At 34.2% G+C, this 26,199-nt stretch carries 17 protein-coding genes, 1 tRNA gene and 2 pseudogenes; 11 read left to right on the forward strand and 9 right to left on the reverse strand.

Going from position 1 to position 26,199, the window contains the following annotated elements:
* Nucleotides 1-13: 13 nt before the first annotated feature.
* The 4 genes and pseudogenes from AC3ITQ_RS18980 to AC3ITQ_RS18995 all read left to right on the forward strand — a co-directional run.
* Nucleotides 14-400: pseudogene (locus AC3ITQ_RS18980) on the forward strand (peroxiredoxin family protein); the annotation flags it as partial.
* Between the two features lie 531 nt (nt 401-931).
* Nucleotides 932-1,012 (forward strand) — tRNA-Tyr (locus tag AC3ITQ_RS18985).
* Nucleotides 1,013-1,072: 60 nt separating this feature from the next.
* Nucleotides 1,073-1,267, forward strand: a complete 195-nt coding sequence (locus tag AC3ITQ_RS18990) for a hypothetical protein (RefSeq protein WP_489235701.1) — start codon at nt 1,073-1,075, stop codon at nt 1,265-1,267.
* A 36-nt stretch (nt 1,268-1,303) separates the two neighbouring features.
* Entirely contained in the window at nt 1,304-2,611 is a 1,308-nt protein-coding gene (locus AC3ITQ_RS18995) for a site-specific integrase (protein WP_489235702.1), read from the forward strand.
* 41 nt (nt 2,612-2,652) lie between these two features.
* Here AC3ITQ_RS18995 and AC3ITQ_RS19000 read toward each other — a convergent pair whose 3' ends face one another.
* Entirely contained in the window at nt 2,653-2,973 is a 321-nt protein-coding gene (locus AC3ITQ_RS19000) for a hypothetical protein (RefSeq protein WP_489235703.1), read from the reverse strand.
* A complete protein-coding gene (locus AC3ITQ_RS19005; RefSeq protein ID WP_489235704.1) occupies nt 2,960-3,241 on the reverse strand; it encodes a DNA-binding protein in 282 nt (93 codons plus the stop codon). The genes AC3ITQ_RS19000 and AC3ITQ_RS19005 overlap by 14 nt, the downstream gene beginning before the upstream one ends.
* A gap of 371 nt (nt 3,242-3,612) precedes the next feature.
* On the opposite strand from AC3ITQ_RS19005, the gene AC3ITQ_RS19010 reads away from it, so the two are divergent.
* The 4 genes from AC3ITQ_RS19010 to AC3ITQ_RS19025 all read left to right on the forward strand — a co-directional run bounded on the left by AC3ITQ_RS19010 (nt 3,613) and on the right by AC3ITQ_RS19025 (nt 7,604).
* Complete coding sequence (locus tag AC3ITQ_RS19010) at nt 3,613-3,942, forward strand: hypothetical protein (protein WP_489235705.1); 330 nt, start codon at nt 3,613-3,615, stop codon at nt 3,940-3,942.
* A 643-nt stretch (nt 3,943-4,585) separates the two neighbouring features.
* Nucleotides 4,586-5,374: a hypothetical protein gene (locus tag AC3ITQ_RS19015; RefSeq protein ID WP_489235706.1), complete on the forward strand. Its 789-nt coding sequence runs from the start codon at nt 4,586-4,588 to the stop codon at nt 5,372-5,374.
* Nucleotides 5,375-5,449: 75 nt separating this feature from the next.
* Nucleotides 5,450-6,490, forward strand: coding sequence for a hypothetical protein (locus AC3ITQ_RS19020; RefSeq protein ID WP_489235707.1), 1,041 nt, complete (start codon nt 5,450-5,452; stop codon nt 6,488-6,490).
* Nucleotides 6,480-7,604 (forward strand): hypothetical protein, encoded by a 1,125-nt coding sequence (locus tag AC3ITQ_RS19025; RefSeq protein WP_489235708.1) that lies wholly within the window; start codon nt 6,480-6,482, stop codon nt 7,602-7,604. Before AC3ITQ_RS19020 ends, AC3ITQ_RS19025 begins: the two co-directional genes overlap by 11 nt.
* 636 nt (nt 7,605-8,240) lie before the next feature.
* On the opposite strand, the gene AC3ITQ_RS19030 is transcribed toward AC3ITQ_RS19025, so the two are convergent.
* Both AC3ITQ_RS19030 and AC3ITQ_RS19035 read right to left on the reverse strand, forming a co-directional pair.
* On the reverse strand, nt 8,241-8,867 hold the full coding sequence (locus AC3ITQ_RS19030) for a carbonic anhydrase family protein (RefSeq protein ID WP_489235709.1): 627 nt from the start codon (nt 8,865-8,867) through the stop codon (nt 8,241-8,243).
* Nucleotides 8,868-8,886: 19 nt separating this feature from the next.
* Nucleotides 8,887-9,780: a bestrophin family protein gene (locus AC3ITQ_RS19035; RefSeq protein ID WP_489235710.1), complete on the reverse strand. Its 894-nt coding sequence runs from the start codon at nt 9,778-9,780 to the stop codon at nt 8,887-8,889.
* A gap of 147 nt (nt 9,781-9,927) precedes the next feature.
* Between AC3ITQ_RS19035 and AC3ITQ_RS19040 the strand changes: the two genes are divergently transcribed.
* Both AC3ITQ_RS19040 and AC3ITQ_RS19045 read left to right on the forward strand, forming a co-directional pair.
* The gene (locus tag AC3ITQ_RS19040) at nt 9,928-10,599 is read left to right on the forward strand and encodes a TetR/AcrR family transcriptional regulator (protein ID WP_489235711.1); all 672 of its coding nucleotides are present in this window, start codon (nt 9,928-9,930) and stop codon (nt 10,597-10,599) included.
* Nucleotides 10,600-10,929: 330 nt separating this feature from the next.
* Nucleotides 10,930-11,471: pseudogene (locus AC3ITQ_RS19045) on the forward strand (SDR family oxidoreductase); the annotation flags it as partial.
* A gap of 273 nt (nt 11,472-11,744) precedes the next feature.
* Here the strand turns inward: AC3ITQ_RS19045 and AC3ITQ_RS19050 are convergent.
* The gene (locus tag AC3ITQ_RS19050) at nt 11,745-13,496 is read right to left on the reverse strand and encodes an alkaline phosphatase D family protein (protein ID WP_489235713.1); all 1,752 of its coding nucleotides are present in this window, start codon (nt 13,494-13,496) and stop codon (nt 11,745-11,747) included.
* Between the two features lie 392 nt (nt 13,497-13,888).
* On the opposite strand from AC3ITQ_RS19050, the gene AC3ITQ_RS19055 reads away from it, so the two are divergent.
* A complete protein-coding gene (locus AC3ITQ_RS19055) occupies nt 13,889-17,998 on the forward strand; it encodes an HYR domain-containing protein (protein WP_489235714.1) in 4,110 nt (1,369 codons plus the stop codon).
* Nucleotides 17,999-18,108: 110 nt separating this feature from the next.
* Here AC3ITQ_RS19055 and AC3ITQ_RS19060 read toward each other — a convergent pair whose 3' ends face one another.
* The 4 genes from AC3ITQ_RS19060 to AC3ITQ_RS19075 all read right to left on the reverse strand — a co-directional run bounded on the left by AC3ITQ_RS19060 (nt 18,109) and on the right by AC3ITQ_RS19075 (nt 26,105).
* On the reverse strand, nt 18,109-19,932 hold the full coding sequence (locus AC3ITQ_RS19060; RefSeq protein ID WP_489235715.1) for an alkaline phosphatase: 1,824 nt from the start codon (nt 19,930-19,932) through the stop codon (nt 18,109-18,111).
* A 233-nt stretch (nt 19,933-20,165) separates the two neighbouring features.
* Complete coding sequence (locus tag AC3ITQ_RS19065) at nt 20,166-21,701, reverse strand: RagB/SusD family nutrient uptake outer membrane protein (RefSeq protein WP_489235716.1); 1,536 nt, start codon at nt 21,699-21,701, stop codon at nt 20,166-20,168.
* A gap of 22 nt (nt 21,702-21,723) precedes the next feature.
* Nucleotides 21,724-25,113 carry a SusC/RagA family TonB-linked outer membrane protein gene (locus tag AC3ITQ_RS19070; protein ID WP_489235717.1) on the reverse strand — a complete coding sequence of 1,130 codons (3,390 nt, stop codon included), beginning with the start codon at nt 25,111-25,113 and terminating at the stop codon, nt 21,724-21,726.
* A gap of 71 nt (nt 25,114-25,184) precedes the next feature.
* A complete protein-coding gene (locus AC3ITQ_RS19075) occupies nt 25,185-26,105 on the reverse strand; it encodes a FecR family protein (RefSeq protein WP_489235718.1) in 921 nt (306 codons plus the stop codon).
* Nucleotides 26,106-26,199: the final 94 nt, after the last annotated feature.

Genomic DNA, 26,199 nt, shown 5'->3' on the forward strand with positions numbered 1-26,199 from the left:
AGATTTCTCTGCTCCAAATCCTGAAGGTAAAGTAGTTTCACTTAAGGAAAGCTTAGGAAAAGTAACTATTGTTGATTTCTGGGCATCGTGGTGCGGACCATGCAGAAAAGAAAATCCAAATGTTGTAGCTATTTACAAAGAATTACACGCTAAAGGATTAAATATTATTGGAGTTTCTTTAGACAAAGAAGCTGGCAAGTGGAAAGAAGCTATCGCAAAAGATGGTTTAACCTGGACACATGTTTCGAACCTAAAATTTTGGGACGAGCCAATTGCTGCTCAATATGGTGTTCAATCAATTCCGGCAACTTTTATTCTTGATGCATCAGGAAAAGTAGTTGCGCAAGATTTGAGAGGTCCTGAATTAAGAGCAAAAGTTTTAGAGCTTTTAGCTAAATAAGAATAAGATTCAACATAAAACAAAAAAATCTCCCTAGTGGAGATTTTTTTGTTTTATGCTACATCAAAATGAATTAAAAAACAAACTGAAGAGTTGGATGCTAATTCCAAAGAACTACGCTTACAAGTGAAATATTGTCCTTTAATCATTACGATGAAGATGCAATTACAAAAGATGATTTAACATAAACGTTTTTGCACTATTTTTAAGAAGAATCTTTTTTACTCAAAATCACATTAAGTTAATTTAAGGTATTTTTACATTTTATGAAGCAAGAAAAATACCTACCGAAGATATGTGAACTTCTATATTAACCTAAAAATAGTAGCATTTTTGGTCAAATTGGAACAACATTTCGAATAAATAAAAAAAAACTTCATTATTATGTCTTTTTTATTTTATTCAATACCAACAACTTAAAAATTAATTCAAAAATATCTTAAAATTAAGTGCGATTTTAGTTTGTAAACATCAAAAACGTTTATATATTTGCAACCGCTTAGAACAACAAAGCGCATCAATGCTGAGATCGGGGAGATACTCAAGCGGCCAACGAGGGCAGACTGTAAATCTGCTGTGTGAACTTCGCAGGTTCGAATCCTGCTCTCCCCACGGAAAGGCCAAAAAGGCGGAAAACTTAAAGTTTTCAATCTTTTCAAAAAGCCACAAAAAATGTCTGAAGACCTGCAAATTCAACGATTTGCAGGTTTTTTTCGTTTAAAGCCTATTTTCAATATTTATAAATCCTCACAAAATTATAGGTGCAGAATCGGTGCACTTTCCGGCGCGCTGAAAAGTGCACCAGAAACAGTGAAAATCCCTTATATTACAAGGGTTAACGAGATTAACGACTTGATTTGGCAGTAATATTATTCTACATTTATTAATTTAAAAAGTAGGATTATGTTGGAAAGCAGTTTTGGTTTGGGATTCTTTTTAAAAAGACCCAAAATAGAAAGTAAAGAATGGATCGTGTATTTCAGAATAACTGTTGACGGTATCCGTAAGGAAAGCTCAACTAAGAGAAAATGGGATAATACACGATGGGATCAAAGGTTCGAAAGAGCGGTCGGCTCAAAGGAAGATGCAAAGTCGCTGAACTTCTTTTTGGATTCGCTGACTTTAAAAATCAATGAAATCAAAACCGAAATGAAGTACAGCGGCAAAACCATAACCGCTGAGAAAATTATGGACGAGGTCCTGGGAAGGACAGCGCCAAAGATTAAGGTGCTCGAAGAATTTCAAAAGCATAATGATGAAATGGAGGCGCTTCTTGGAAAAGGCTATGCAAAAGGCACTCTTGACCGGTTTACCATTACTAAAAACCATTTGACTGCGTTTATAAAATTCAAGCTTAAAAAGCACGATCTTGAATTTGCGGATTTGAATCTCGAGTTTGTAAAGGACTTCGAGTTTTACCTTAGAACTGTACGCGACTGCAGCAACAACACCACCCTAAAGTATATTGCAAATTTCAAAAAGATTGTAATCCGCGCCATTGATAAGGAGTTAATCACCAAGGACCCATTTAAGAACTTTAAGGGACGTAAAACAAAACTGGTAAAAAAACCACTCACCGCACAGGAATTGTACGAACTTGAAAGTCATTATTTCACAACTGACAGGCTCAATGTCGTAAGGGATGTATTTGTCTTCCAATGCTACACTGGCCTGGCTTACATAGACGCTTATCAATTAAAGAAAACTGATATTAAGCAAGGCATTGATGGAAATCTATGGATTATGTCCGAAAGGCAGAAAACAAACTCATCATTTAATGTACCTCTTCTTCCCCAAGCACTGAAAATAGTTGAAAAATATAAAGAGCACCCGCTGTGTATCCAACGTGGAACCGTGCTTCCTGTTTCATCCAACCAGAAAATGAATGAGTATCTAAAAGAGGTGGCAGTCTTGTGTGGCTTTCCTTTTACATTAAACACGCATATGGCCCGCCGTACTTTTGGAAGCACTGTGACATTAAATAACAACGTCCCTATTAATGTAGTTAAAGAACTGCTGGGTCATGCATCGGTAAAACAGACTGAGGCATATGCTATAACTGAGCAGGCCACAATCGGTCGTGAAATGTCTATTCTCAATAAAAAACTCAATAAAACTGCGTCCAAAATGTCTAAGCCTGATTTGGCGGTTATCAGCAGGCTCGAAAAGGAAATTCAGGCAATCAAAAAGAAATACAACATTTCTTCGTGATAAATAATTTCAAAATATATCTAAACATAAAAGAGGCTATCTCAAAATATTTGAGATAGCCTCTTTTTACACAACTTAACTTCGCTTTTATATCCTGGATGATAAGATGGGGTGTACTTAATGTATCCTAAATCCTGAAGCTGTTTAAAATACTTATGATAAGTCGGTAGAGTGTTCACGTGCGACAACTCCATAATTTTGCTGCGGCTGACCTTTATCCTCTTACTCTGCCCCTGCCTATATCCTAACCCTAATATCGCTGTCAAAATTGATAGATGCCAGACATTAAGTTGGGGATCATCAACATACATCGATAAGTAGTTCATAATATTTCTTTGTTTTAATCCATTATCTTTTTTCATCTGCAAAAAGTTTTTGAAGATCTTTTCTATTATAATAATACGAACCAAGCACCTTCTTAAAACGGACTTTTTGAGTAGTTCTAAGATTCTGAACCGAACCGGCTGAAATATCAAGCAATTTTCTCACTGACTTACTTTTAATCCATTCAGGATCATTTGTCTCGCTTTTTACAAAACTAGATTTCTCTAAAAGGACTTCTATTTTATCCAATAAAAGAAGACTAAACTGTTTTAAATCTTCTTTTGTTACTACATCATCACTCATCATTATTTTTATAATTGATTATACACTTTTTATTGTCTTCATATTATTTTTAATTTGAAACGGAACTTTATGATTAGTTTCAAACAAAGGAACTAATACTTAAAAATCTCTACAAGTACAATTTTTATTGTACCCAATTGTACCCCTTTATGCGTCTACAAAAAATTATGTCATTTATGTTGCAAATTTTAAACCCAAAATAGGAAAAAACATTTAAGCAGCATCCCTTAAGTATTTGTATTCAAAGACATTATCATTCAATTTATTTATACTCGAAAGTGCTATTAAATCGTCCAAAAAATGGCGGTTTGTAAATTGTATCGTAGAGATCCCTCTACGGTACAAAATTAACCATTATTTAATTTCATAAACAAATGATTATCTTTGAGTTACAAAATAAAAAGGTAATGAACAACCAAAAGGACAAATGGAAAATAACTCCCGAGAAGGCACATAAAATGTTAACCGACGAAGGGATGAACGTCACCCTAGACGAAGCTGCTGAAATATTATCTTTTTTAAGATTTTTGGCAGAAAGTACAGTGAAGAAATTTCTAAAAGATTCAGAAAGTGAAGAACCTATCGAAAATAGTACATTAGATAAGAAAACTGACCCTCCAACTAAAATTAAGCAGAAAAAAAATGCCTCCCCAGAAGAAATAATTTATTGCAGGACTTGTAATTTTCTAAACAATAATTTTTAAGCTCAGATTTAACATTCAGTATTCATAAATTTATCTGTTAAATAAAGCATTTATAGCACAAGTTTTATTTGGTGCTGCCTACAATTTCGCCAAAAAAGCAAAAGCGTTTTTTAAGGATAATAAACCATCAAAATTTTGTGGTAAAATATTAGTACAATTTATTTAGAAAAAGAAAAACCTCAAAAAAATCAATACTTAAGAAGCTCATGTTCGAATGTGTATTAGACATTTTTGGGCAGATAAAATATTGAAAAAGATATATCTGAACTGGGTGCAGAATCGGTGCATTTATTTTAAGATACATTTTAAAACACTGTAATAAAACTATTTAAAGGCTTAAGTTCGAAACATTACTACAAAATTTTCTTGCTGTTCTATTAAACTTAAAAATTAATTTATATCAAACACATTGAGGAAGAAATTCAACCAATTGAGAAAAAACATATTTACCCTGATTCATATTCATAATATTGATTTACGACATAATAATCATTTCAAATCGTCATGCTCAAAAATGACTATTAAGATACAGATGTACAATAATTTAAAAGAACTTATTTTCTTTTTTAGTGGACACCAGTGTAATAATGTATATATTTATAGAATTGAAAACCCAAAAAATCTATCCATAACTAAAATACTTATGAGATTAAAACTAGTTGGTAAAAAAGAACTCACCTACATACTATTCCTTTGTATTACTGTGAATTATGCCCAAAATGGAACAATTGAAAAAAATAAAACTACACAAACCACTAAATCCAAACTAGAGACATTAGCTGCAATTGAAAAAGTCTGTCAAACCATAATAGACGATAATTACGCTAATCCGAATAGTACTTCTTTAACTCAAAGTACTTCCACAGATAAAAATTTGCTTGATGTATTCAGTGATATTTCAGTCGAACTTCAAAAAAGCAAAAGTAGTACTACCGAAAGTTCTGGAACGGAAACTAAAATAAATAGTGATCCGTCATTTAACGAAGTATACTCTAAGGAAAGATATGAAGCTTTGATAGCTCATGGCGCTGCTTTTGTCAAAAAATCTGAATTACTTTCACAATCGTTGCAAAAGAGAGCAACCGAATTCGACGTTGCTGCTAAAGCAAATACTATTGAAGAAGCTAAAAGGGGTTACACTAAAATGGGATTAGCATTTCATGCTATGAGTACTAAACTTGATAGCGCAATACTAGAATTGAGAAGAACACAACCGTCTATAGTTGAAACCTATACAAAAATGACGTCTGTTGGCAACGAAACAGATGCTTTAAAAAAAGTAGAAACTACCGTTGATGCCTCAAAGAATATGATTGGAATCCTATATTATTTGTCGGCTATTAAAAATTGTAATAATGTAGTCGATAAAATTCAAGAATATATGGCACAATTATCTAAGGCGTCTGCTACTCAAAAAGGCAGACTTATGTAGCTTGTATAATATTATTTTGAAGTCCGAATACATCAATAAGTTAACCAGCCAGATCGAATATAAATGTTACTTAAAATGCAAAACATAAAAACCCTGCTACCATTTCTTTTCCTCACCTTATCATGTTTTTCACAGCTGAAAACCAACAATCAAAACGGAATTAATAAAGATTTGTATCATTTAAATTTAAATGATTCGGTTAAATCAGTCGTGTATGACCGAACCTTTTACAAAGAAGATCTCACAGCATATGAAATAGATGATATCATAGATGTAGTAATATTCCGGAACTCATATGAATCATATGAGTTTAATAAATATGGTTTAATATCAAGACATTTTTCCGATTCATTAGTATATGACCAAAAAGATCTTCAAAATAAATTCAAATACGAATCGGATAAGAAAGTCTATCGGGTACCTGATTGGAGTGGAATGGCTAATTTAAATATGCAAAATGTAAATAAAACTTCATTTAAAAGATCTAGCTGTTTTAAAAATTCAGACTCGGATTTTGCGTATAAATATAATTTCGACAAAAACGGTAAAATAACTGCTGAAAAGGAATATTTTTTACAAAAAGATGCTCCTAATAATAAAATTGAAACTGAGCTATACCAAACCAAAAAATATATATACGATCTAAAAGGCAATTTAGTACAGCAACGATTATTCTATGAAGGTGAATACAAAAACGAGAATTATTATACGGAGAGAGATGGGGCTCATGAAAAATGGATCTTTGAATATGATGCCAAAAATCGCTTAATTAAAATGTCCAATACGGATGCTATAGACCCGCAGATCGAACAAGAGCCCCTTATAGAACAGAATTACAAATATCATCCCACCGAAAATTATGTTACTGAAGTTGAAATATTTTACAGAGATGGTTTTAAATTAAAATATAAAACAGCCAGATTTTATTATAACAAAAATGCAGATATCATAGCATGTGATTACGTAAATGATATTATACAAAAACGAGAAAAAATCTTTTACGAATATGAGTACGATAGTCATAACAATTGGATAAAATGTAAACTCAGATACAAATCAATGCAGGACGAGGTACTTAAAAGTGTAAAAAGAAAAATTTCATATTATGGAAATTAAATTAAATATTGAAAAAGTTATTGCAGGTTTTGCATTGCTATGCAGTTGCCTTTGCATTGCCCAGGAAAACAAATTAAAAGTAAATAGATCGTTAAATTTAAACGGTCCCGTTAAGACTGTAAATACATTTTATTCCTTTTACAAACAAGACATTACACCATTAGTAAAATATCGTGTTTTATTTGAAAACGATATTGCGAATGATGATTCTTATGAATTTAACAAAGAAGGACTTGCTATACAAAAAGCAATTACTCTTAGATCCAAAGGTTATGAAGATCGGCCACAGGGGAGAATATATAAATATAAATATGATGACAAAGATTATATTTTAAAGAAAGATTTGTTTCCTTACTTGCGTATTTTAAAACCATTATCGATTGACTTGGATTTACAAATCCAAACTAATTTCAGTATTGAAACTAGATTTAAAAATGACAGAGATTATAAAATAGCCAAACTAGACAGTGTGAATATAGTTCTAAATCAAGATCAATATAGAGATTTAAGGCAGTTTCAATATCAATATAAAACTGAAGGAAATAAAATCATTGAAGAAAAGATTTATTATAAACCCAAACCTGAACAAAAAATATTTAAATCACCTTCAGAAAACGAACTATTATTAGTAAAGACATTTACATACGATTCGAAAGAAAACCTAATAGAATGTAATTTTGATTTAAAAAACATAGGGCCGTATCGGGACGGTAATTTAGACAATAAATTCAACTATGCTTGTGACACTAAATTTAAATGCTACTACGATGATAAAAGCAAAATTATCAAGACAACTTGGCGTAACTATTTAGGAATATTCCTTACTGCAATTTATACTTACGACTCTACCAATACCTATATTCAAAAAACACATATTACAGGTCATCAAACTTATCCCTACCCAAGTGATGACATAATTTTCAATTATAATGAAAATAACGATTTAGTGGAAGTTAAATTTATTAGTGAAGATGAAATAAATCAGCCAACAAACAGATATTATGAATATGAATATGATAATCATAAAAACTGGATTAAATGTAAGATGTATTTAGAAGGGAATAAAAATGAAGTAACAGCTACAATGGAGCGAAAGATTCAATATTTTAAATAGCAGATTGTTGAAAATCTGAAACCTATACTATAAACTCCGAAGCATTCGAACCCCATAACCAGTCTGCAGTATTTCTTTATTAGATTTAACACAACTAATTTTTACAAAACAGGCCCTACAGAATAAGCCAATTGCAATCTAATTTTAAATGATTCAAGCAATTTTGTGTTCATTATCAATTGGAGTGGATACCTTTTTTGCTACAAAAACTAAAGGCTGTTTTTAAAGATATTTCATCCGTCTAAGTTTTGTGGCAGAATCGTGGCAAATCAATTTTTCCCATAATAGAATTTCAGTGCTGAGAAAGAATGTAGCATAAGGGTTCAAGACTTCAAAGGAGTTAGAACTATGGAGACTAATAACGTCATAACAATTAAAGAAAATTTGAATTTATATACAATCAAGGCATTTACAGTTTACCGGATCTGAAAGTATCACTTTACGTTTTATGGCAAAATAATGACCTACCGAGTTTAGGTTCGAATATATTTATACAGGGCAGCATAAAAAAATATGCCAGTAGTTAATTCTGGCATATTTTCAATATTTATTATAGAAATGACTTATTTATAAAGAAGCATTTTTTAATGCTAATTATTCTAGAAATGCCACTACTTTTATTCTTAAGATTCGAAATTAAGCAGGGAAAAATGTTACCTCACCCGTAGTAATATCGTGTGATCCTCCAACAATTCCAATTTCCCCTTTCTCAATCATCTCTTTTAAGATTGGACTGCGTTCCATTATTGATTTAACGGTACGTTTAACATTTATAACAGACACATTCTCTACAAAAGCAGCATTACCTGAATTGCGGTTTTCTTTAGTCTCGGTTTCATCATCAACTGCTGGTCTTATTTTTGTCAGCAATGCTGTAAGATTACCCATTTCAACGTGATCGCATGCACCTTTTACAGCACCACATTTTGTATGGCCTAGTACTACAATAATTTTCGACCCCGCAACTTTGCAGCCAAATTCCATACTTCCTAAAATATCCTCATTGATAATATTTCCAGCAATACGTACACTGAAAATATCACCAAGTCCCTGGTCAAAAATTAATTCAGCAGAAGTTCGGCTGTCGATACAACTCAGAATTACAGCAAAAGGATGCTGCCCATCTGAAGTTTCATTGGCCTGCTGTAAAAGATTACGGTTTATTTTCAGATTGCTTACAAATCTTTGGTTTCCTTCCTTTAAAAGCTCTAAAGCCTTGGAAGGAGTTATTGCGGCCTGCATTTCTTTTGTTAACGTTTTCATTTTTGCTTGGTTTTAATGTTTATGATAAATAAAATTTTTCCGGCTGATGCGGCTTAGGTATATCGGATTCTTTTAATAACTCTTTAATATTGATTTCAATTGTTCTTGCTATTGATGTCATTGGCGTGTCTGTAGGCTGATTTCTAAAAGGGTCCTGCATATGAGTAGCAGATTTTTCTAAAAGGAAGAACATGGTTGAAATAGTCAAAAGCAGTGGAATTTCAAAATAACTTTTGATATCTCTTAGTGCTATAGAAAGCGTTACAATAAAAATGTAAATAAAAATATGCAGAAATATACGGTACGTTACAGGAAAAACCGTGTTTTTAATTCGTTCAGCCATTCCCATCGCATTTGAAAAATTGACTAAAGTATTGTTTATTTGAATTTGAGAGAAGATACTCATCGCTCTTTTTTCTTTCAATTCCAGTATTTGAAGTGTATTTAGCTGTAATAATGCTAAGGGTTTATTATTTTGTTTTGCTATTTCCTCAATGTCTTTATCAGAAACAAAATTTTCTAAATTTTTAATAGAATCAAGACCGCGAAGGCTCTGCCCCAGACTATAACACCAGGCAATATGCCTAAAGGCAATTTCTCTCACTTCATTTTGATTTTCTCTGGCTACAAAAGATTGCAGCTGCAATACAAAACTGCGGCTGTCATTTACTATACTCCCCCATATTTTTCGGGCTTCCCACCACCGTTCGTAAGACTGACTGAGTTTGAATGAAAGAATAACAGAAATGGCTGTACCAATAAATGCAGGCACTGTAATGGGCATTACCGGAATAACATTTTCAAACTGAATAGTAAGATAATGAACTAAGGTACCGATGACTAATACGTACCAAAATTCATACTTTACTTTATTAAAAAGATAAGAAAACGGAATTTTTGTATTGATCAACATTTATTTTAAAATTTAAAATTTAGAGTAAAATTACTAAAACTATCTGAAATGATAGTAATACTATTATAAATAATTGTTAAATATTTTTAAAAACACTATCACTATTGAGTAACAAATCTTTACTATATTTGCAAAAAGGTAATTAGTATGGAATTCCAAATTAAATTTGATATCAACGAAAAGATATTCCTCAGAAATCCGGAAAGCAGTGAATTGGGTAAATTAATGGTAAAAAAATCCATTGACCTGATTTATGAGCTGGGTTTTGAACAATTTACCTTTAAGAAGCTAGCCATAGAAATAAACAGTACCGAGGCTACTGTTTATCGGTATTTTGAAAACAAACACCGCCTTTTGCTTTATATCTTAAATTGGTATTGGTCATATATGGAGTTCTTAATGACATTTAAATTAGAAAACGTACTTGATAAAAAAGAAAGACTAAAAATAATTGTCAGCTTGCTTACCCACGAATTCCCGGAAAGTACCAGTCAATTTGACTACAATAAAAAACTGCTTAACCAAATTGTTATTGCAGAAAGCAGTAAAGTCTATCTGGTCAAAGAAGTGGCAGAAATCAATAAAAATGAGGTATTTAAGCCTTACAAAGACTTATGCGGAAAGATAGCAGAAATTATCTCCCAATATAATCCAGATTATAAATATCCAAGATCATTGAGTACTACTTTGATTGAAACTTCTCATCACCAGCAATATTTTAGCGTTAATTTACCAAAACTTACCGACGTCTCCTCAAAGGCAAGCTCGGAATTTACCAATCAATTTATTGAAGATTTCTTGTTTAAGATTTTGGATTAGTGGAAAGGATACATTTTTGCAATTGGAGTTCCTTCATATTTGCAAAAAAAAGTTAAGGCTTTCAAATTTTAATATTTATAAATGATTTATCTAATAAAAAACTAATTCATCTATGTTTTTCCGTTTCAAAATTTTGGTGCAAATCTACACCAAACTAAATTTATTATTATGGTGTTAGTAAATTTGGTACCCTTCAAGCTGATAGCTATTTTAATATGTTTTATGATTGTTTTGAAAAAATAGATGGAAATCCTTTTGTATCAAAAAGCGGTCTCATTTGTTGCAATTTTCAGAATTGGAGTTGCTGGGATGGGTACCTTTTTTGCCGTAATTAACAAAATAGAAGCTGAAGTTGGCCCAATAGACATTCTTATTAATAATGTCGGAATCATCAAAAGAACTCCCATTATAGAAATAGAAGTTGCCGATTTTGAAGCTGTTATCAAAGTGGATCTAACCGGTCCGATTATTGTTTCTAAAAATGCTGCCAAAGGAATGATAGAGCGTGGCGGAGGAAAAATCATCAACATGTGCTCGATGATGAGTGAATTGGGTAGAGATTCTGTAAGCGCATACGCATCAGCAAAATGCTGACCAAAAATATGGTAACCGAATGGGCAAAATTCAATATTCAGACTAACGGAATTTATTCAGGATATTTTGCTACAAGTCAGACAGCTCCAATCCGTGTGAATGGACATCCGTTTAATGATTTTATTATGGAAAGAACACCAGCCGGTCGTTGGGGTGATCCAGACGATTTGCAGGGTGCGGCAATCTTTTTAAGTTCAAAAGCAAGTGATTTTGTAAACGGTCATATCGTATATGTTGATGGCGGGATATTAGCTACGATAGCAAAACCATCAAACTAAGAATAGCAATATTTATAATTGTAAAAGAGATTAAAAATGATAAAAAGTACCATCGACAAAGCAACAGGATTCGAAAACCGATTCGAATCCTGATTTTCACCACAACAAGCTAAGGTTGTCTATCATTACAATTTATCATCAATAATCAATGCTTACTTTAGAATATCCAAATCTATAGCATAAAAAAATCGGAACACGATTACTCCTGTTCCGATTTTATTAACTTCTTTTTTTGGCTCTACTGAAAAGAACTACAATCAGGGCCAAACGAGATTATGCTATAGTATATTTTTTTTCTGTTACAGTATTGGTAGTTTCAGTTGTTACATTATCTACAAATCGCCATTCAGCTTCAGCACCTGATGCTGTAAATTTAAGATAGGTATATCCTCGCTTGTATAAATTTGCATATTCTAAATCATCTATCAGCACTGTAAAGGCCTGTGCTAACTCTATCGCTTTTGCAGGGTCAGATGTAATTCCAAGATAAGCTTCCAATCCTGGCGATGACACAGAACTGCAGGCTATTTCAGTACCTATAAATTTCCCCTGCATATCTGTAAGTTTACCCATCCAGGCATTATGAGTATCGCCGGCCAGCACCACCACATCTTTTCCGGAAAGGATGGCATATAATTGTTCCCGTTCTGCAAAGTAACCATCCCAGGCATCCAGATTATAGGGAAGAGTCGTCGTAATTCTCGCAATTTCCTGAGCCGTTAAAGAAGGATCATTTTGTTTATGTCTCATTTTAATCACAACAAGTTCAGAAATTGTGTTTATAAGAGCCTGCATGGTCGCCGGCTGTGCACTTCCTAAATGATCGACTTCTGCTAAAATTTGGTTCAAAAGTAATAGAAGTTCTGCGGGAATCAGCATCTTTGTCATCAGGATCTGCTGGCCTAAAACTTTCCATTTAGCAGTATCTGCATTGATTTGTGATCCCAGCCATGTCATTTGTTCGCTTCCAATTAATTTTCTGCTTGTGCTTAACAAATCTGTTCTAAATTTTGTCTGGTCAAAATTCCCGTCGATATCAATATAATCCGAATAACTCAGCTGTTTATCTCTTGCTATAACTCTGGTATCCATCATGTAAAGCGAAAGAATACTACCAAAATTAAAACTTCTGTAAATTCTAAGATCTTTTCCTGTTTTAAGCGGAATATATTCGCTGTAAGCCTGAAAAGCCGCCATTTTTCTCATCTGAAAATCCCCTTCTGCAGGCTGATGATTGTCTGCACCGGATTTATAGGTATCGTTAGCAAACTCATGGTCATCCCAGACACATATAAAAGGTTTTTTCTGATGAAGAAGCTGAAGATTTTTATCTCCTCTATATTGCCTGTAGCGCTCTCTGTAGTCGCTGAGGCTTGTAATCTCCCTGGCTGGTTTATGTTCTCTTCCCAGCGGGTTGGTAAATGGATTTGTTCCATACTGTCCCGGCGCATATTCGTAAATATAATCTCCAAGATGAACCACTACATCAGCATCTGAAGAAGCAATCGCTCCATACACATTGAAAAGTCCTGCCGGAAAATTAGAACAGGAAACAACAGCCATTTTTACATCATTTATACTATCTGTTTTAGACGGCAGTGTACGTGTTTCTCCGGTAACAGTTACCTGTTTGGTTTTGGCATTATAAAATCTATAATAATATTTTGTATTGGAAGTAATATTCTGAACATCTATCGCTATTGTAAAATCATTCATGGATGACGCTGTTGCCTGCCCATTTCTTAGTACTTCGGAAAATCCGGCATCCTTACTTAGCTCCCAGGTTATTTCAGCATCTGAACCTGCTGAATATCTTGTCCAGATAATCACTCCTGTTTCAGTCGGGTCAAAACTGGCTACTCCTGTCTCAAACCCTTCATTTTTCATTCCATCTGGCGCACCGCTGTTATCCGTTTTATCATCATCACTACAGCTTTCGATAAGCGGAGCGATGAAAACTCCTCCGGCAACCAATAAAGAATTTCTAAGAAACCTTCTTCTGCTTAAATCATTGTTATTTTCCATAAAAAAATTTTTCATCAAAAAAACAATGTAATATCAGAACAAAAGTTATGGCATTTTTAAAATTACCTTACATTAATATTAACAATCCATTTACTATAATAACTTATTAATCTGGTTAAGATTTCTAAACAAAATTTATTACTCAGAGCTCTGTCTGCACTAAAACCAAATGACCAGCTTATTCCAAATCTAATGATCATATTAAGTAAAAAATGACCAATTTATCAGTTTTTTCCACCAATAAACAATCAGATTTTATCTGAAAAATCCGTAAATAACTACAATAAACTTATGAATTTTATAATAATAGCTTAACTTTAAAGACTCTAAATTTGATTTTTAACAACCTTATTTCTTAAAAAATGAAACACTTCTACCAAACGCGCCATCTCATGGCTTTTTTAAGTCTTTTTTGTTGCTTCTCCATGTCCTTATTTGCTCAGGGAACATCTCCGGTAGCTCAAAATTTGCCTTATGTACAAGATTTTTCTTTATTAGAACCTACCTCAACCACATATCCCTCAGGATTACAGGGTTGGACAGCAAGTACCGCTCCCGGAAGTTCCTACAATACCAACGCTGTTTTAATAGGAGACCGAGCCCTGACAGCCAGTAGCTCTGCTTCTACTACCAGTGGGAATGTTCATAATTATAATGGAAAAATTGGATTTTTAAACTCTGGCTCGTTAGACTTAACGATTGGCTTAGCAATTAACACAGTAGCAAAGTCAGGCATTGTAGTACAATATGATGCCATGGTAATTCGCAACCCTTATGACGGAACTGCTAACACCCGTATTAATGAAATGGTTTTGCAATATCGAATAGGTGACTCTTCTGTTTTTACTACTTTGCCGACAACCTCGTATTTAAGCAATACCGTTAAACAAACAACTGCTGGAGTTACTTCTCCTTTAAATCCCGTTACTATCACGGTCATTTTACCGGCTGAATGCGACAATCGGGAGGTTGTACAATTAAGATGGATTTCTAAGCAGAATTCAGGATCTGGCTCCCGTCCTTCTTTTGCTATTGATAATATTACTATTCAAAATGACATTACGCCACCTGTGTACGCTGATGGGTACCCTAAAATAGAAAATATCCTATCCAATGGTTTTGATTTGTCAATTCAAGTGAACGAAATTGGAAAGACTTATTTTGTATTATTAGCCTCAGGAAGTGCTAAACCAAGTGCTTCTCAAATAAAATCAGGTTTAGATGCCAATGGAAATACTGCTTTACAGTCTGATATTTTTGATGTTACGGACAGCGCTTTGACTTATACTAAAAGTATTTCTAATTTAGCTCTTGGTACTGATTATGTTGTGTATGTTATTTCGGAAGATTTTTATGGTAATCTTCAAACCGACAGTAATCAGCTGAATGTTAAGACTTCTAGTGTTTTAGTGCCTTCAATATCAACAACAAAGACTGCATTGGATTTTGGCTTTGCAGAACAAAATTTCGCATCAAAAACAAGCAGTTATCAAATTCAGGCACAGCATCTTAATGATGTAGTGACTGTTACTGCTTCAAATAATTTTACAATTTCAAAAAATCCAAATGATAATTTTCAATCTTCTTTGGTTTTTGACGTGCTAGATTTTGATGCTTCTAACGCTCCTACTGTTTATGTACGATTTACACCTACTGCAATGGGTAATTTTTCAGGACAAATAGAACACCAGACTTCTGGGGCAAGTACTAAAACAATACTAGTATCCGGTGTAGGAATCAATCCTTATTCTCAAAATTTTAATGATGTAAACGTACTTACAAACAGTGGATGGACTGCTTATAGTGTAGCAGGCGATAAAATTAAATGGGCTAGTACAAGCAGCCGTTTTAATAGTTCACCAGCTGCAGTATTAATAAATGGCTACGCTGAAAACGGAGCAAGTAAAGATTGGTTAATTTCACCAAAATTACATTTAGATAGCTTCGATAAATTCCCATTGTTATCCTTTTATTCCCGTAAATTCTACTCGGGTCCTAATTTAAAATTAATGGTTTCTGTTGATTACGACGGAACAAGCAGCCCCGAAACTGCTACCTGGACAGAACTTGAAGGTGATTTCCCTTCAACTACCGGAGTATTTAAAGCGTCGCAGTTTATCAATTTAGCTGCTTATAAAACCGATAATACATATGTCGCCTGGGTATATGAAACTACCGCATCAGGTGGAGATAATGCCGCTGAATGGACAATCGATGATGTAAGTATTACCAATGAAGCAACATTTTTAGCTTCTAACCCTAATTTGAATTTTAGTGAAACAAACGCAAATTCAACTTCAGATAGTCAATCCTTTATTTTCATGGCTGGAGGTTATGGTGATTTTACAATCACAGCTCCTTCTAACTATCAATTAGCTCTTGATAATACCAATTTTCAATCCAGTCTTGTTGTTGCTACAAACGATGCATTAGCTGGTAAAACTATTTATGCGCGTTTTGCCCCTTCGGTAAAAGCATTAAATTTAGAAGGCTCCTTGACGGTTACCTCTACCGGACTAAATCAGCAAATAGGTCATTTTACCGGTTCCTCTTTTCCAAAAGCTGAAACCTTCGATATTGTAAGTTACAACTTAGAGTTTTTTGGAAGTGATGTAGTTGGAACAAGCGGGGAATTTGGTCCAATTGACGACGCTTTGCAAGTTGAAAATGTAGCCAAAGTAATGAATAAATTAAATGCCGATGTTTATGTAGTTCAGGAAGTATCGGATGAAGCTGCCTTGGAAACTTTGATTCAAAAAATAAGCATCAATGGCAAAACATTTGACAAGAGCATTTCTCCAGCCTGGTCTTATTCCTTTTCGCCACCAGATCCTTTATTTCCTCCTCAAAAATTAGTGGTTATTTACAATACACAAACCACCAAAGTAAACAAAACCCGTGTTATGTTTACTGATTTGTACGATAATATTCGTGCAGGAAATACCAGTTTACCTAACTATCCTGGAGGTAACAGTTCTAGTTTCTTTGCCTCAGGACGTTTACCTTATTTAGTGAATATTGAAACTAACATTAACGGGGTTAAAAAAGAAATGAACATTATTGACCTTCATGGTCGTGCCAACAGTGGAACTGATATTTCAAAATACAATATGCGTAAATACGACGCTGAACTTTTAAAGGACAGTTTAGATGTAGAATATCCCAACGCAAACTTTATGATTCTGGGTGATTATAATGATGACGTCGATGTATCTGTTATTACTCCTAATCCTTCGTCGTACCAAAAAATGGTGGAAGACACTGCTCGTTATAACGCTTTAACTTTAGAGATAAGTAAAGCAGGAGCCTATAGCTACTTATCTTCTGGCGGCTTTTTAGATCACATTATTATTTCTAATGAACTTACAAACGATTACATTCCAAATTCTGTTGCCGTTTACGATCCACGTTTGGATATTTCGAATTATGTAAATACAACATCGGATCATGGACCTGTTATTGCACGTTTTGACCTTAAAAAAGCAGCACAAAGCATCAACTTCCCTTCCATTACTATTACAGCCGCGACCTCTTATGATCTAAATGCTACGGCCACATCTGGTTTAGCGATTACTTATGTAAGTTCTAATGAAGGTATTGCAAAAATTAGTAACGGGAAAATCCAAATATTAAGCGCAGGAACCGTAACCATTACGGCTTCTCAATTAGGAAATGAATATTATTTAGCTGCTGCCGATGTTAATCAGTCACTAACCATAACTGATAAAGAATTACCTGTTATTGTAGCACCGGCAACAATAACGCAAAGTAATGATACGGGAATATGCGGAGCCAAAATCACGTATGTAACCCCAATAGGAACTGACAATTTTCCGGGAGCCACTACTGTTCAGACAGCGGGTTTAGCTTCAGGTACAGTATTCCCAATTGGAACAACAACCAATACATTTGAAGTAACGGATGCATCTGGCAATACAGCAACAGCTTCGTTTAATATCATTGTAACTGACACTGAATTGCCGATATTAAGCTGTCCGGAAAACATTATCCAGAAAAAAGAGGGTAGATTACATGGAGCGATCGTAACTTATTCTACTCCTGTAGGAACTGATAATTGCTCCGGTATTACTATTACACAAACATCAGGGCTGGCATCAGGAAGTGTTTTTCCATTAGGTACTACTACCAATACTTTTAAAGTAGTTGATGCAGCAGGAAATACAACCAATTGTTCTTTTACCGTAAACATTGTAAAAGCTTTGCCGCCAGATCATGGAAACGGAGGATGTTCAGTAAAAGCATATCCTAATCCTGCAACTGATTTTGTCAATTTTACCATAAAAACGGATAAACCAAAAAACATGTCGTTAAAATTGTATGACCTCTTAGGTTTTTTAGTTGCAGCACCAGTAGAAATAACAGGAAACGCAACTGAAAACACAGTGCAAATCGATGTAAGTCGTCTTAGAAAAGGCATTTATATCTACACTTTAAGTACAGGCAACAAAATACTATTTATTGATAAAATAATCAAAAAATAAAAGAACTTACCTTATAGCAAAAATGCCAGATTCCTTTAGGAGTCTGGCATTTTTTTGTAAACTAAAATTTTGGGGTTTTCCTCTACTTGACTGAGACGCTGTTTACAGAATTACTTTGTAAAAAGGGCCTCTAGTATTTTACTATAAACAGCTGTATTTTGGTAGACGCCCATAAAATTTTGAGCTCCCGGTCCGTAAGCAAAAACAGGAACCGGAACTGCGGTATGGTCGTTTGTACTAAAACTTCCATGTACATATCCTTTTTCTATACTTCCGTCAATTAAAGAAAGCCCCCCAGTTTCGTGGTCAGCTGTAACAATCAAAAGTGTTTCGGGATTTTTATCTACAAATTCCATTGCTAATCCAACCAATTTGTCAAAATCCAGCATTTCACGTACCACATATTCTACATTATTCTGATGGCCACCGTAATCGATTTGTGCTCCTTCGGCCATTATGAAAAACGGATTCTTTGCCATTAAAAAAGTATTTGTTGCTTTCGCCAAAGATTTGGTTAAAAACTCACCTCTCCCCGCTTTCATAGAAACTACCGAAGCATCATCTAAAACCACAAATCGGTTGCTTTTAATAGTATCAAGACTGCTGAATTTATCTGAAAAAGTATATCCTTTCTCCATCAAAATCTTAGATAAATCTTTGCCATCTTTTCTGGAATTAAATTCCTTTGGTCCTCCTCCAATTAAAATATCGGAAGGATTTGATAAAAAATCCTGAGCTATAGGTTCACTATAACTTCTGTCAGGTTGATGAGCATAAAAAGCAGCCGGTGTAGCATCTGTAATATTTCCAGCAGAAATAATAGCGGTTTTATAGTTTTTCTTAGCCAATTGTTGTGTGATTAATTCCAGAGGTTTTCCGCTTTCATCAACACTAATAAATCTGTTATTGGTTTTATGCCCTGTTGCCATTGCTGTTGCTCCGGCAGCTGAATCTGTGATATAACTATCTGAAGATTTGGTTATAGAAAGTCCCTGAGTTGGAATATTAAACAAACTTAATTGCCCTTTATTTGCCGTATAACCAGCATAAATTTGAGTCAATCCCATTCCGTCACCAATTAAGAGAATTACATTTTTAGGCTTCTTTTTAGAAAATGCCAATCCATTCTTAGGAACATAGGCTTGATGAAATTCGGTATTCTGATAAAAGGTTGTTTTAATATTTTTAATGAATTGTGTCAAAGTCGGAACATTATCTGTTGCAATATAATCGACATTTAAATTCATCAAAGTCATCCAGGTATTTACATTATCCTGCGTACCCCAAAACCTGATTTTTTTATTTTGATCGTGCACCTTCTTAATGATGGCTTGTACTTTCTCAGCATCTGCTTGTGTCATTACACCTTTACCATTCCAAATGGTGATTTCCTTTAAATCCTCACTAATCATTTCGACACGTGACAATTGTTCCGGAGAATAATTTTCGTTCACTCTTCCATCAAAATAGATAAACTCAGGATATTCTTTCCAATCTGCGACAGAAGGTCTGTTACCTGAAATAACTACTTTTAGATTTTTATTCGAAATCAAATCCGGATATAACTTAAGCTGCTGAACGATTAATTTTAAAGTCGGTTCTGCTTCTGTTTTAATGTCAATCATTAAAATTAAAGGCTTACTACTTTGATATGCCTTTCCTGCTAAAGTCTTTAATTTATTGGATAAAGGATCCAAATACATACTTCTTAGCGTGTTATAAGTCGTAATTTCTTTTGAAGTATGGGCAACTGGTAATTCGTTATTTACTAAAAAAACATCGGCTTCGATGACACCGGCTTCATTAGAATAAGCTTCATAAAAAGGAAGTTTACCTGCATAATCATTATGCGAATGAATATTGCTGGAGCTATACTGCTGCGCTTGGGCAAATGTGAAGAAATGGAGGCAAAAAAGGGCTATTATTTTTTTCATTGAAAATTTATTTTATTGCTATTTAAAGTTGTAGGTAACTTTATAAAGAAAGTAACTTGTTGTAGTTACATCGTTTTTATGAATGTATTAAGGTTGTATTACTAAATAAACCAGCCTTTTTTTTAAAGACTGGCCAATTTTATATAAAATCATTTGTCGTTTTCTTTACAACTGCAAGCTCCACAACAAGCTTGCAGCGTAAAAAAACAAAACAAACTAACTGAAACTACAAACTACCAGCCTTTATTTTGAGTAAGGGCTCCTTTACTCACTGCAATTTCATCTGGTGGTATTGGCCAAACATGGTGAATAGCAGGATTAAAATTACGTGCAGGATAAATAACACTTCCATTATAATGGTGTAAAGGTTTTGCGTACGTAGCCTGAGCATCTCCCCAACGTACTAAATCAAAATGACGATCTGTCCATTCTCCCGCTAATTCGCAGCGTCTTTCTCTTTTTAAATCTGTTAATGTTGCACCCGAGATACTTGCTAAACCTGCACGGTTTCTAATCATATTTATTTCAGTATCGGCACTTAAACCTTTCATTAATTTGGCTTCTGCTAACATCAAAATCACATCAGCATAACGTAAAAGAGGTACATTCAAAGCTGTTGAAGGCTTATCTCCGTTTGCATTTACATAACGAATATCAATTCCACCTGAAGTTGTTTTTGGATAACCGAACGGTTCCATATACTTTTTGAATTGATATCCTGTTCTGTTACTTGAACTTACAACATATTTTCCTTCGTTAAAAGTTACTAATTCACCAAAATACATGAACGTGTCTCCTTTTTGCAAAATTGTAGCGCTGCGTCTTTTATCTGCCGGATCATAAGTGTCAAATAATTCTTTGGTAGGATAAAAATTTCCCCAACCATTATAAACTCCCCAACCTTTATCTTCCAGACATACTCCCGGAAAAATAGAACCTAATCCTGTGTTTTCTGAACTTGAAGTTACAGACCAGATATATTCTGAAGACCAATTGTTTTTAATTTTAAACACATCTTCAAAATTTTCAAGTAACTTGTGTTTTCCACTGTTTACAATCATGTTTGCGTACTTAATTGCATTGTCCCAGTCTTTTGCATACAAGTAGGTACGCACCAAATATCCCCACGCAGCTGTTTTATGAGCACGACCATAATTATCGGGTGTAAGCTCATTAAAATACGGTAATAAATCGGCAGCTTTAACTAAATCTGCGGCGATATATGCGTAGTTTTCGGCAACGTTTTTTGCACGAGGCACATATACATTTGTTGGATCTTCTCTGTCCTGAATTGGGATCCCTGCGCGATCATCCCCATAATGATACGCTAATTCTAAATGCATTACAGCATGATTAAAATAAGCTTCTCCCAGCATCATGTTTTTCGTTTTTTCGTCTAGTGAAATCTTCGGAACATTGCGAAGCACATCATTACAACGTTTCATTACTTCATAATGCAATCTCCAAATATCTTTGGTATCAGACTCCGCACCATCAACAATAAAGTTCTTGATACGTTCTGCATTTTGTCTTGGCTTAGTTCCTATATCATCACTCGCATTATTCAGCCAGAAAAAACCACGACCATACATATTATCATCAGAATATAAAGCATAAATTGCATTTACTCCTGCTTTTGCATCAGCTGGCGTTTTCCAGAAATTTCCGCTTGACGGTGCTCCTTGCGGAATCACATCAAGTTCACTTTCGCAAGCCGAAGTGCTTAGTAAAAGCACAAAACTCAATAATAAAAGACTTAAATTTTTCATTTTATTTATTTTATATTTTTTTTTAAAAAGTAGCATTTACACCCGTCATATAAATACGAGAAAGTGGGTATTTACCTAAGTCCAGACCAAAGTTGCTAAGACCAACTTCAGGATCCATTCCAGAGTAATTTGTAATTGTAAATAAATTTTGTCCCGAAATAAAGAATCTCAGTTTCGCTTTTCCGTTCAGCCAATTTTCTTTAACCGTATAACCAATCGATACGTTTTTTAATCTTATGAACGAAGCATCTTCAATGTAAAAATCAGAGATTCTCCCGAAGTTATTGTTGTTATCTGTTGAGGAAAGAACCGGAATATTGGTATCTGTATTTGTTGGCGACCATGCATTTTTAGAATCTGCCAATAAATTATATCCAGGGAAAGAAGCATTTAGACCAGTATATTTTACGGCATTAAACATCTTGTTTCCTGCTGCTGCGTTAAAGAAAACATTCATATCAAAACCTTTATATCTAAAGTTGGCATTTAAACTGTACGTTGTTTTTGGAAACGGATTTCCAAGTACTACTCTGTCACTATTATTGATAACACCATCTCCGTTTACATCTTTAAATTTAATATCTCCTGCAACTGCATTTGGCTGATAAACTGTACCAGAACTATTTACATATGCTTTTGCATCGGCATTACTTTGAAACAATCCGTCTGTAGCGTATCCGTAATAAGCCCCAACCGGGCTCCCAACCTGATAAATATTGGCTAAAGGCAAACTACGAACGCGGCTAATATTTAAAGGTTCCAGAGAAGTTAAACCATCTTTAATAGAAACAATTTTATTACTTAAAAATGCAGCATTTGCGGTTACATCAAACTTAAATTCTCCACGCGTTTTTTGATACGTCAAACTAGCTTCAATACCTTTATTTTCAACATCTCCAGAATTTACAATTCTACCTTGTGGAGTTCCTGAGACACCCGGAAGCTGATCACGAACCAACATGTCTTTGTTCTTTTTTACATACGCATCTACAGATCCGATCAGGGTATTGTTTAACATTGTAAAATCCAAACCAATGTTTGTCTGCTCTGAGCTTTCCCATTTTAAGTTAGGATTTGATAATTCCCCTTCGGCATAACCATAATTAATTACCGGAGTTGACCCAATCAAAGCCTGAGTCTGATTCAATGGTACACTAAATTGATAAGGTCCAAGATTTCCTAAATTTCCTATTTGCCCCCAGCTTGCACGCAGTTTTAAATTGCTTACGATTGGGGTAATATTTTTCATAAATTCTTCTTCAGAAATTAACCAACCTGCAGAAACAGAAGGGTAAACTTTCCAGCGATTCTCTGATAAAAGTTTTGAAGTTCCGTCACGGCGAACAATTCCTGAGAATAAATATTTTTGATTAAAATCGTAATTTAACCTTCCAACATAAGATGAAATAATTTCATCAGAAAATCCTGCTGCTGTTTGCTGAATTAATTTTGCATTTAGCAAATAACGCTGCGATGGATCTTCGTTATCAAAACCTGTTCCTTCAACCGTATAAAATTCTCTCTTTGTTTCCTGATAGGTATATCCGGCTAAAGCTTTGAAATTGTGTTTGCCAAAAGATTTTTCGTAAGAAATTGTTTGCTCCCCTAATAAATCAGTGGTTGTAATTGACTTTTGCGTTAATCTGTTAAAGTCAAATATTTTTCCAGGCTCTGTAATTTTTACTGTAAAATCTTTTGCATTATCCTGAATTCTGGTGTAACCCCAGTTTGTTTTTATTTTCAAACCTTTGATAATTTCCCATTCTGCATAAGGATTGATCAAAATGGTCGACACAGGATTTCTGTTATCCAGTCTCTTCAAATAAGCAACAGGGTTGATAACATCTCCATAAGAACCAATATATTTCTCCGGAACTCCACCAAATTGTCCTGAACCATCTTCTCTATATATGGTTGCATTTGGCGGATAAAAAATGGCTCCCAAAATTGCTCCTGTATAGCCGCTTGATGTATTGGCACTCTGACCGTTAGTTAACGAATAAGATAAATTTTCTCCAATAGTAAAATTTGTCGCTAATTTAAAAGAGGAGTTTGCTCTTGCTGTATAACGTTCACCAAAAGTATTTAATAAAATCCCTTCATTTTTTCTATAACTTCCAGAAACAAAGAAATTAGATTTTTCTGTTTTACCGTTTATAGAAAGGGACAAATCCTGAATTTCACCTGTATGAAAAATTTCATCCATCCAGTTTGTTTTTGTAGTTCTCGCAGTTGGTTCAAATGCAGGATCAAAAGCAGGAATTCTTGGCATACCTGCATTGTCTCTGGCTAAGTTCATAGCATCAGCATATTCAGCTGCATTAAGAACATCAAGTTTTTTGGCTACGTTTTGAAAACCTCCCTGATAGTTTACATTTAGATTAATACGCTCCGAAACTCCTTTTTTAGAAGTAATTAAAATTACACCACCAGAAGCTCTTGCACCGTAAATTGCCGCAGAAGCCGCATCTTTCAAAACACTTATTGAAGCAATGTCATTTGGATTTAAGGTATTCAAAGAACCACTGTAGATAATTCCGTCCAGAACGATCAAAGGCGTTTCGGCATTCAAAGAACCAATTCCGCGAATATTAATTGTAGGTTCAGCCGTTGGGTCACCACCATTACTAAGCACCGTAACACCCGCAACTGTACCTTGTAGTAATTCTGCAGCACTGTTGTATGTTCTGCTTGAAGTTTCTTTCATAGAAACAGATCCTACAGATCCTAAGACTTCACTCTTTTTTACACTTCCATACCCCATAACTACAACTTCTTGCAGTTGTTTCACATCGGCTACTAATTTGATCGTGATGTTTTTATCGGCCGCTGTCACTTTCACCTCCTGATTAACATATCCAACATACGAAAAAATAAGAATGGCTTCAGATGCATTTATTTCAATTTTAAAAGTCCCATCAAAATCTGTCGTTGCCGCAGCATCAGAACCTTTATCTTTAATACCAACACCCGGCAGTGGCATTCCATCATTAGCACCGTAAACCGTTCCTGAAATGCTGATTTTATTCTGACTTGCATCAGAAATTTTGTGGCTTTTTTTGATGACTATATTATTGCTTACAATTTCATACTTCAGCGAAAAATTACTGCATATTTTATCTAATGCCTGCTCTATTGTGACATTATTCAGTTTTAAACTAATCTTTTGATTGGTATTAACCTGATTGGTTTCATACATAAAATGTACATCAGCCTGCTTTTCTATTTTCTGAAAAACATTTTTGATACTTTCATTCTCTACTCTTAAAGTAACTCTCTTACCGATATCTACGCTGGCTGCTTTTGCTGTTAATCCGATAAAAAATAAAGCCACAAAAAGAAGTGCTTTGATCAGTACAGATTTTTTAATGCTCTGACAGTTTTGGACAAACCGCATTTGCTTTTTAGTCATGTTTTTAGTTTTTAATTGTTCTTGATTATGATTGGTTTTCTACGTAGATGAATTCATTTGATTTTAAAAAGTTATCGTATGATGTAAGTTCCCGATTCCATTTTATAATCAGCATTTATGATATTGCACACTAAAGCAACAACCTCATCAACAGGAAGTTCTTTGAAATAGGCGCTAATTTTTAAATTGTTTAAATTCTTGTTTCCGACTTCGATCGTTACATTATAGTTGCGATTAATTGTTGCAATGACTTCTGGCAAAGGAGCATCTTCAAAAACAATGATGTTTTTTCGCCATAGTGAAATGGAGTTCACCGGAATATCCGTAAAGGCTTTCAGCTTGTTACTTTGCGATTTAAAAACCACTTTCTGGCCGGGAGTTACATACACATTCTCTTCGGTAACAATCGATTTTACATTTACTCTTCCGGTTAAAACAGAAACCTCTTGTGTAGTATGATCCGGATATGCCTGAACGTTAAAACTGGTTCCTAAAACTTTGGTGTCCATTTTATCTGTATGAATAATAAAAGGATGTTTTTTATCCTTCGCCACATCAAAAAAAGCTTCACCGGTTAAATAAACTTCTCGTGTATCTCCTTTAAATTGGGCAGGATATTTTAAACGACTTCCTGCATTTAACCAAATTTTAGTTCCGTCACTTAGTATTATTTTAGCGTGTTCTCCTGACTTTGTAGCATATTGTTTCGTAATTGTGCTTACAGATGATTGATAAACAAAAAAGGAAAGCCCCATAAATAATAACAGAGAAGCTGCTATAGCCCAATTTTTATTCTGAAGAAAAAATACCTTCTTTGATTTCTTTATTTGTCTGATTTCCATTTTTAATTTTGAACGATCAGATTCAATAATTACAGTAGGATCAAAAAAGTCTTTTTGGTTATCGTACCAGTTATTCCATATTTCTTCTCCTTTTAAGGAAGGCTTACCTTCTAAAAAAAGCTTTATATCCTGATGTAAATTTTTAAGCATTATAATTTGTTTAACTCTTTATTAGTATGTCTTGGAAATGTTGATTTCAGGTAGGTTGATAAGGTTACGCTTTTGTTAAGAAAAAAAAGCGTAC

The organism is Flavobacterium sp. KH_001, assembly GCF_057840745.1.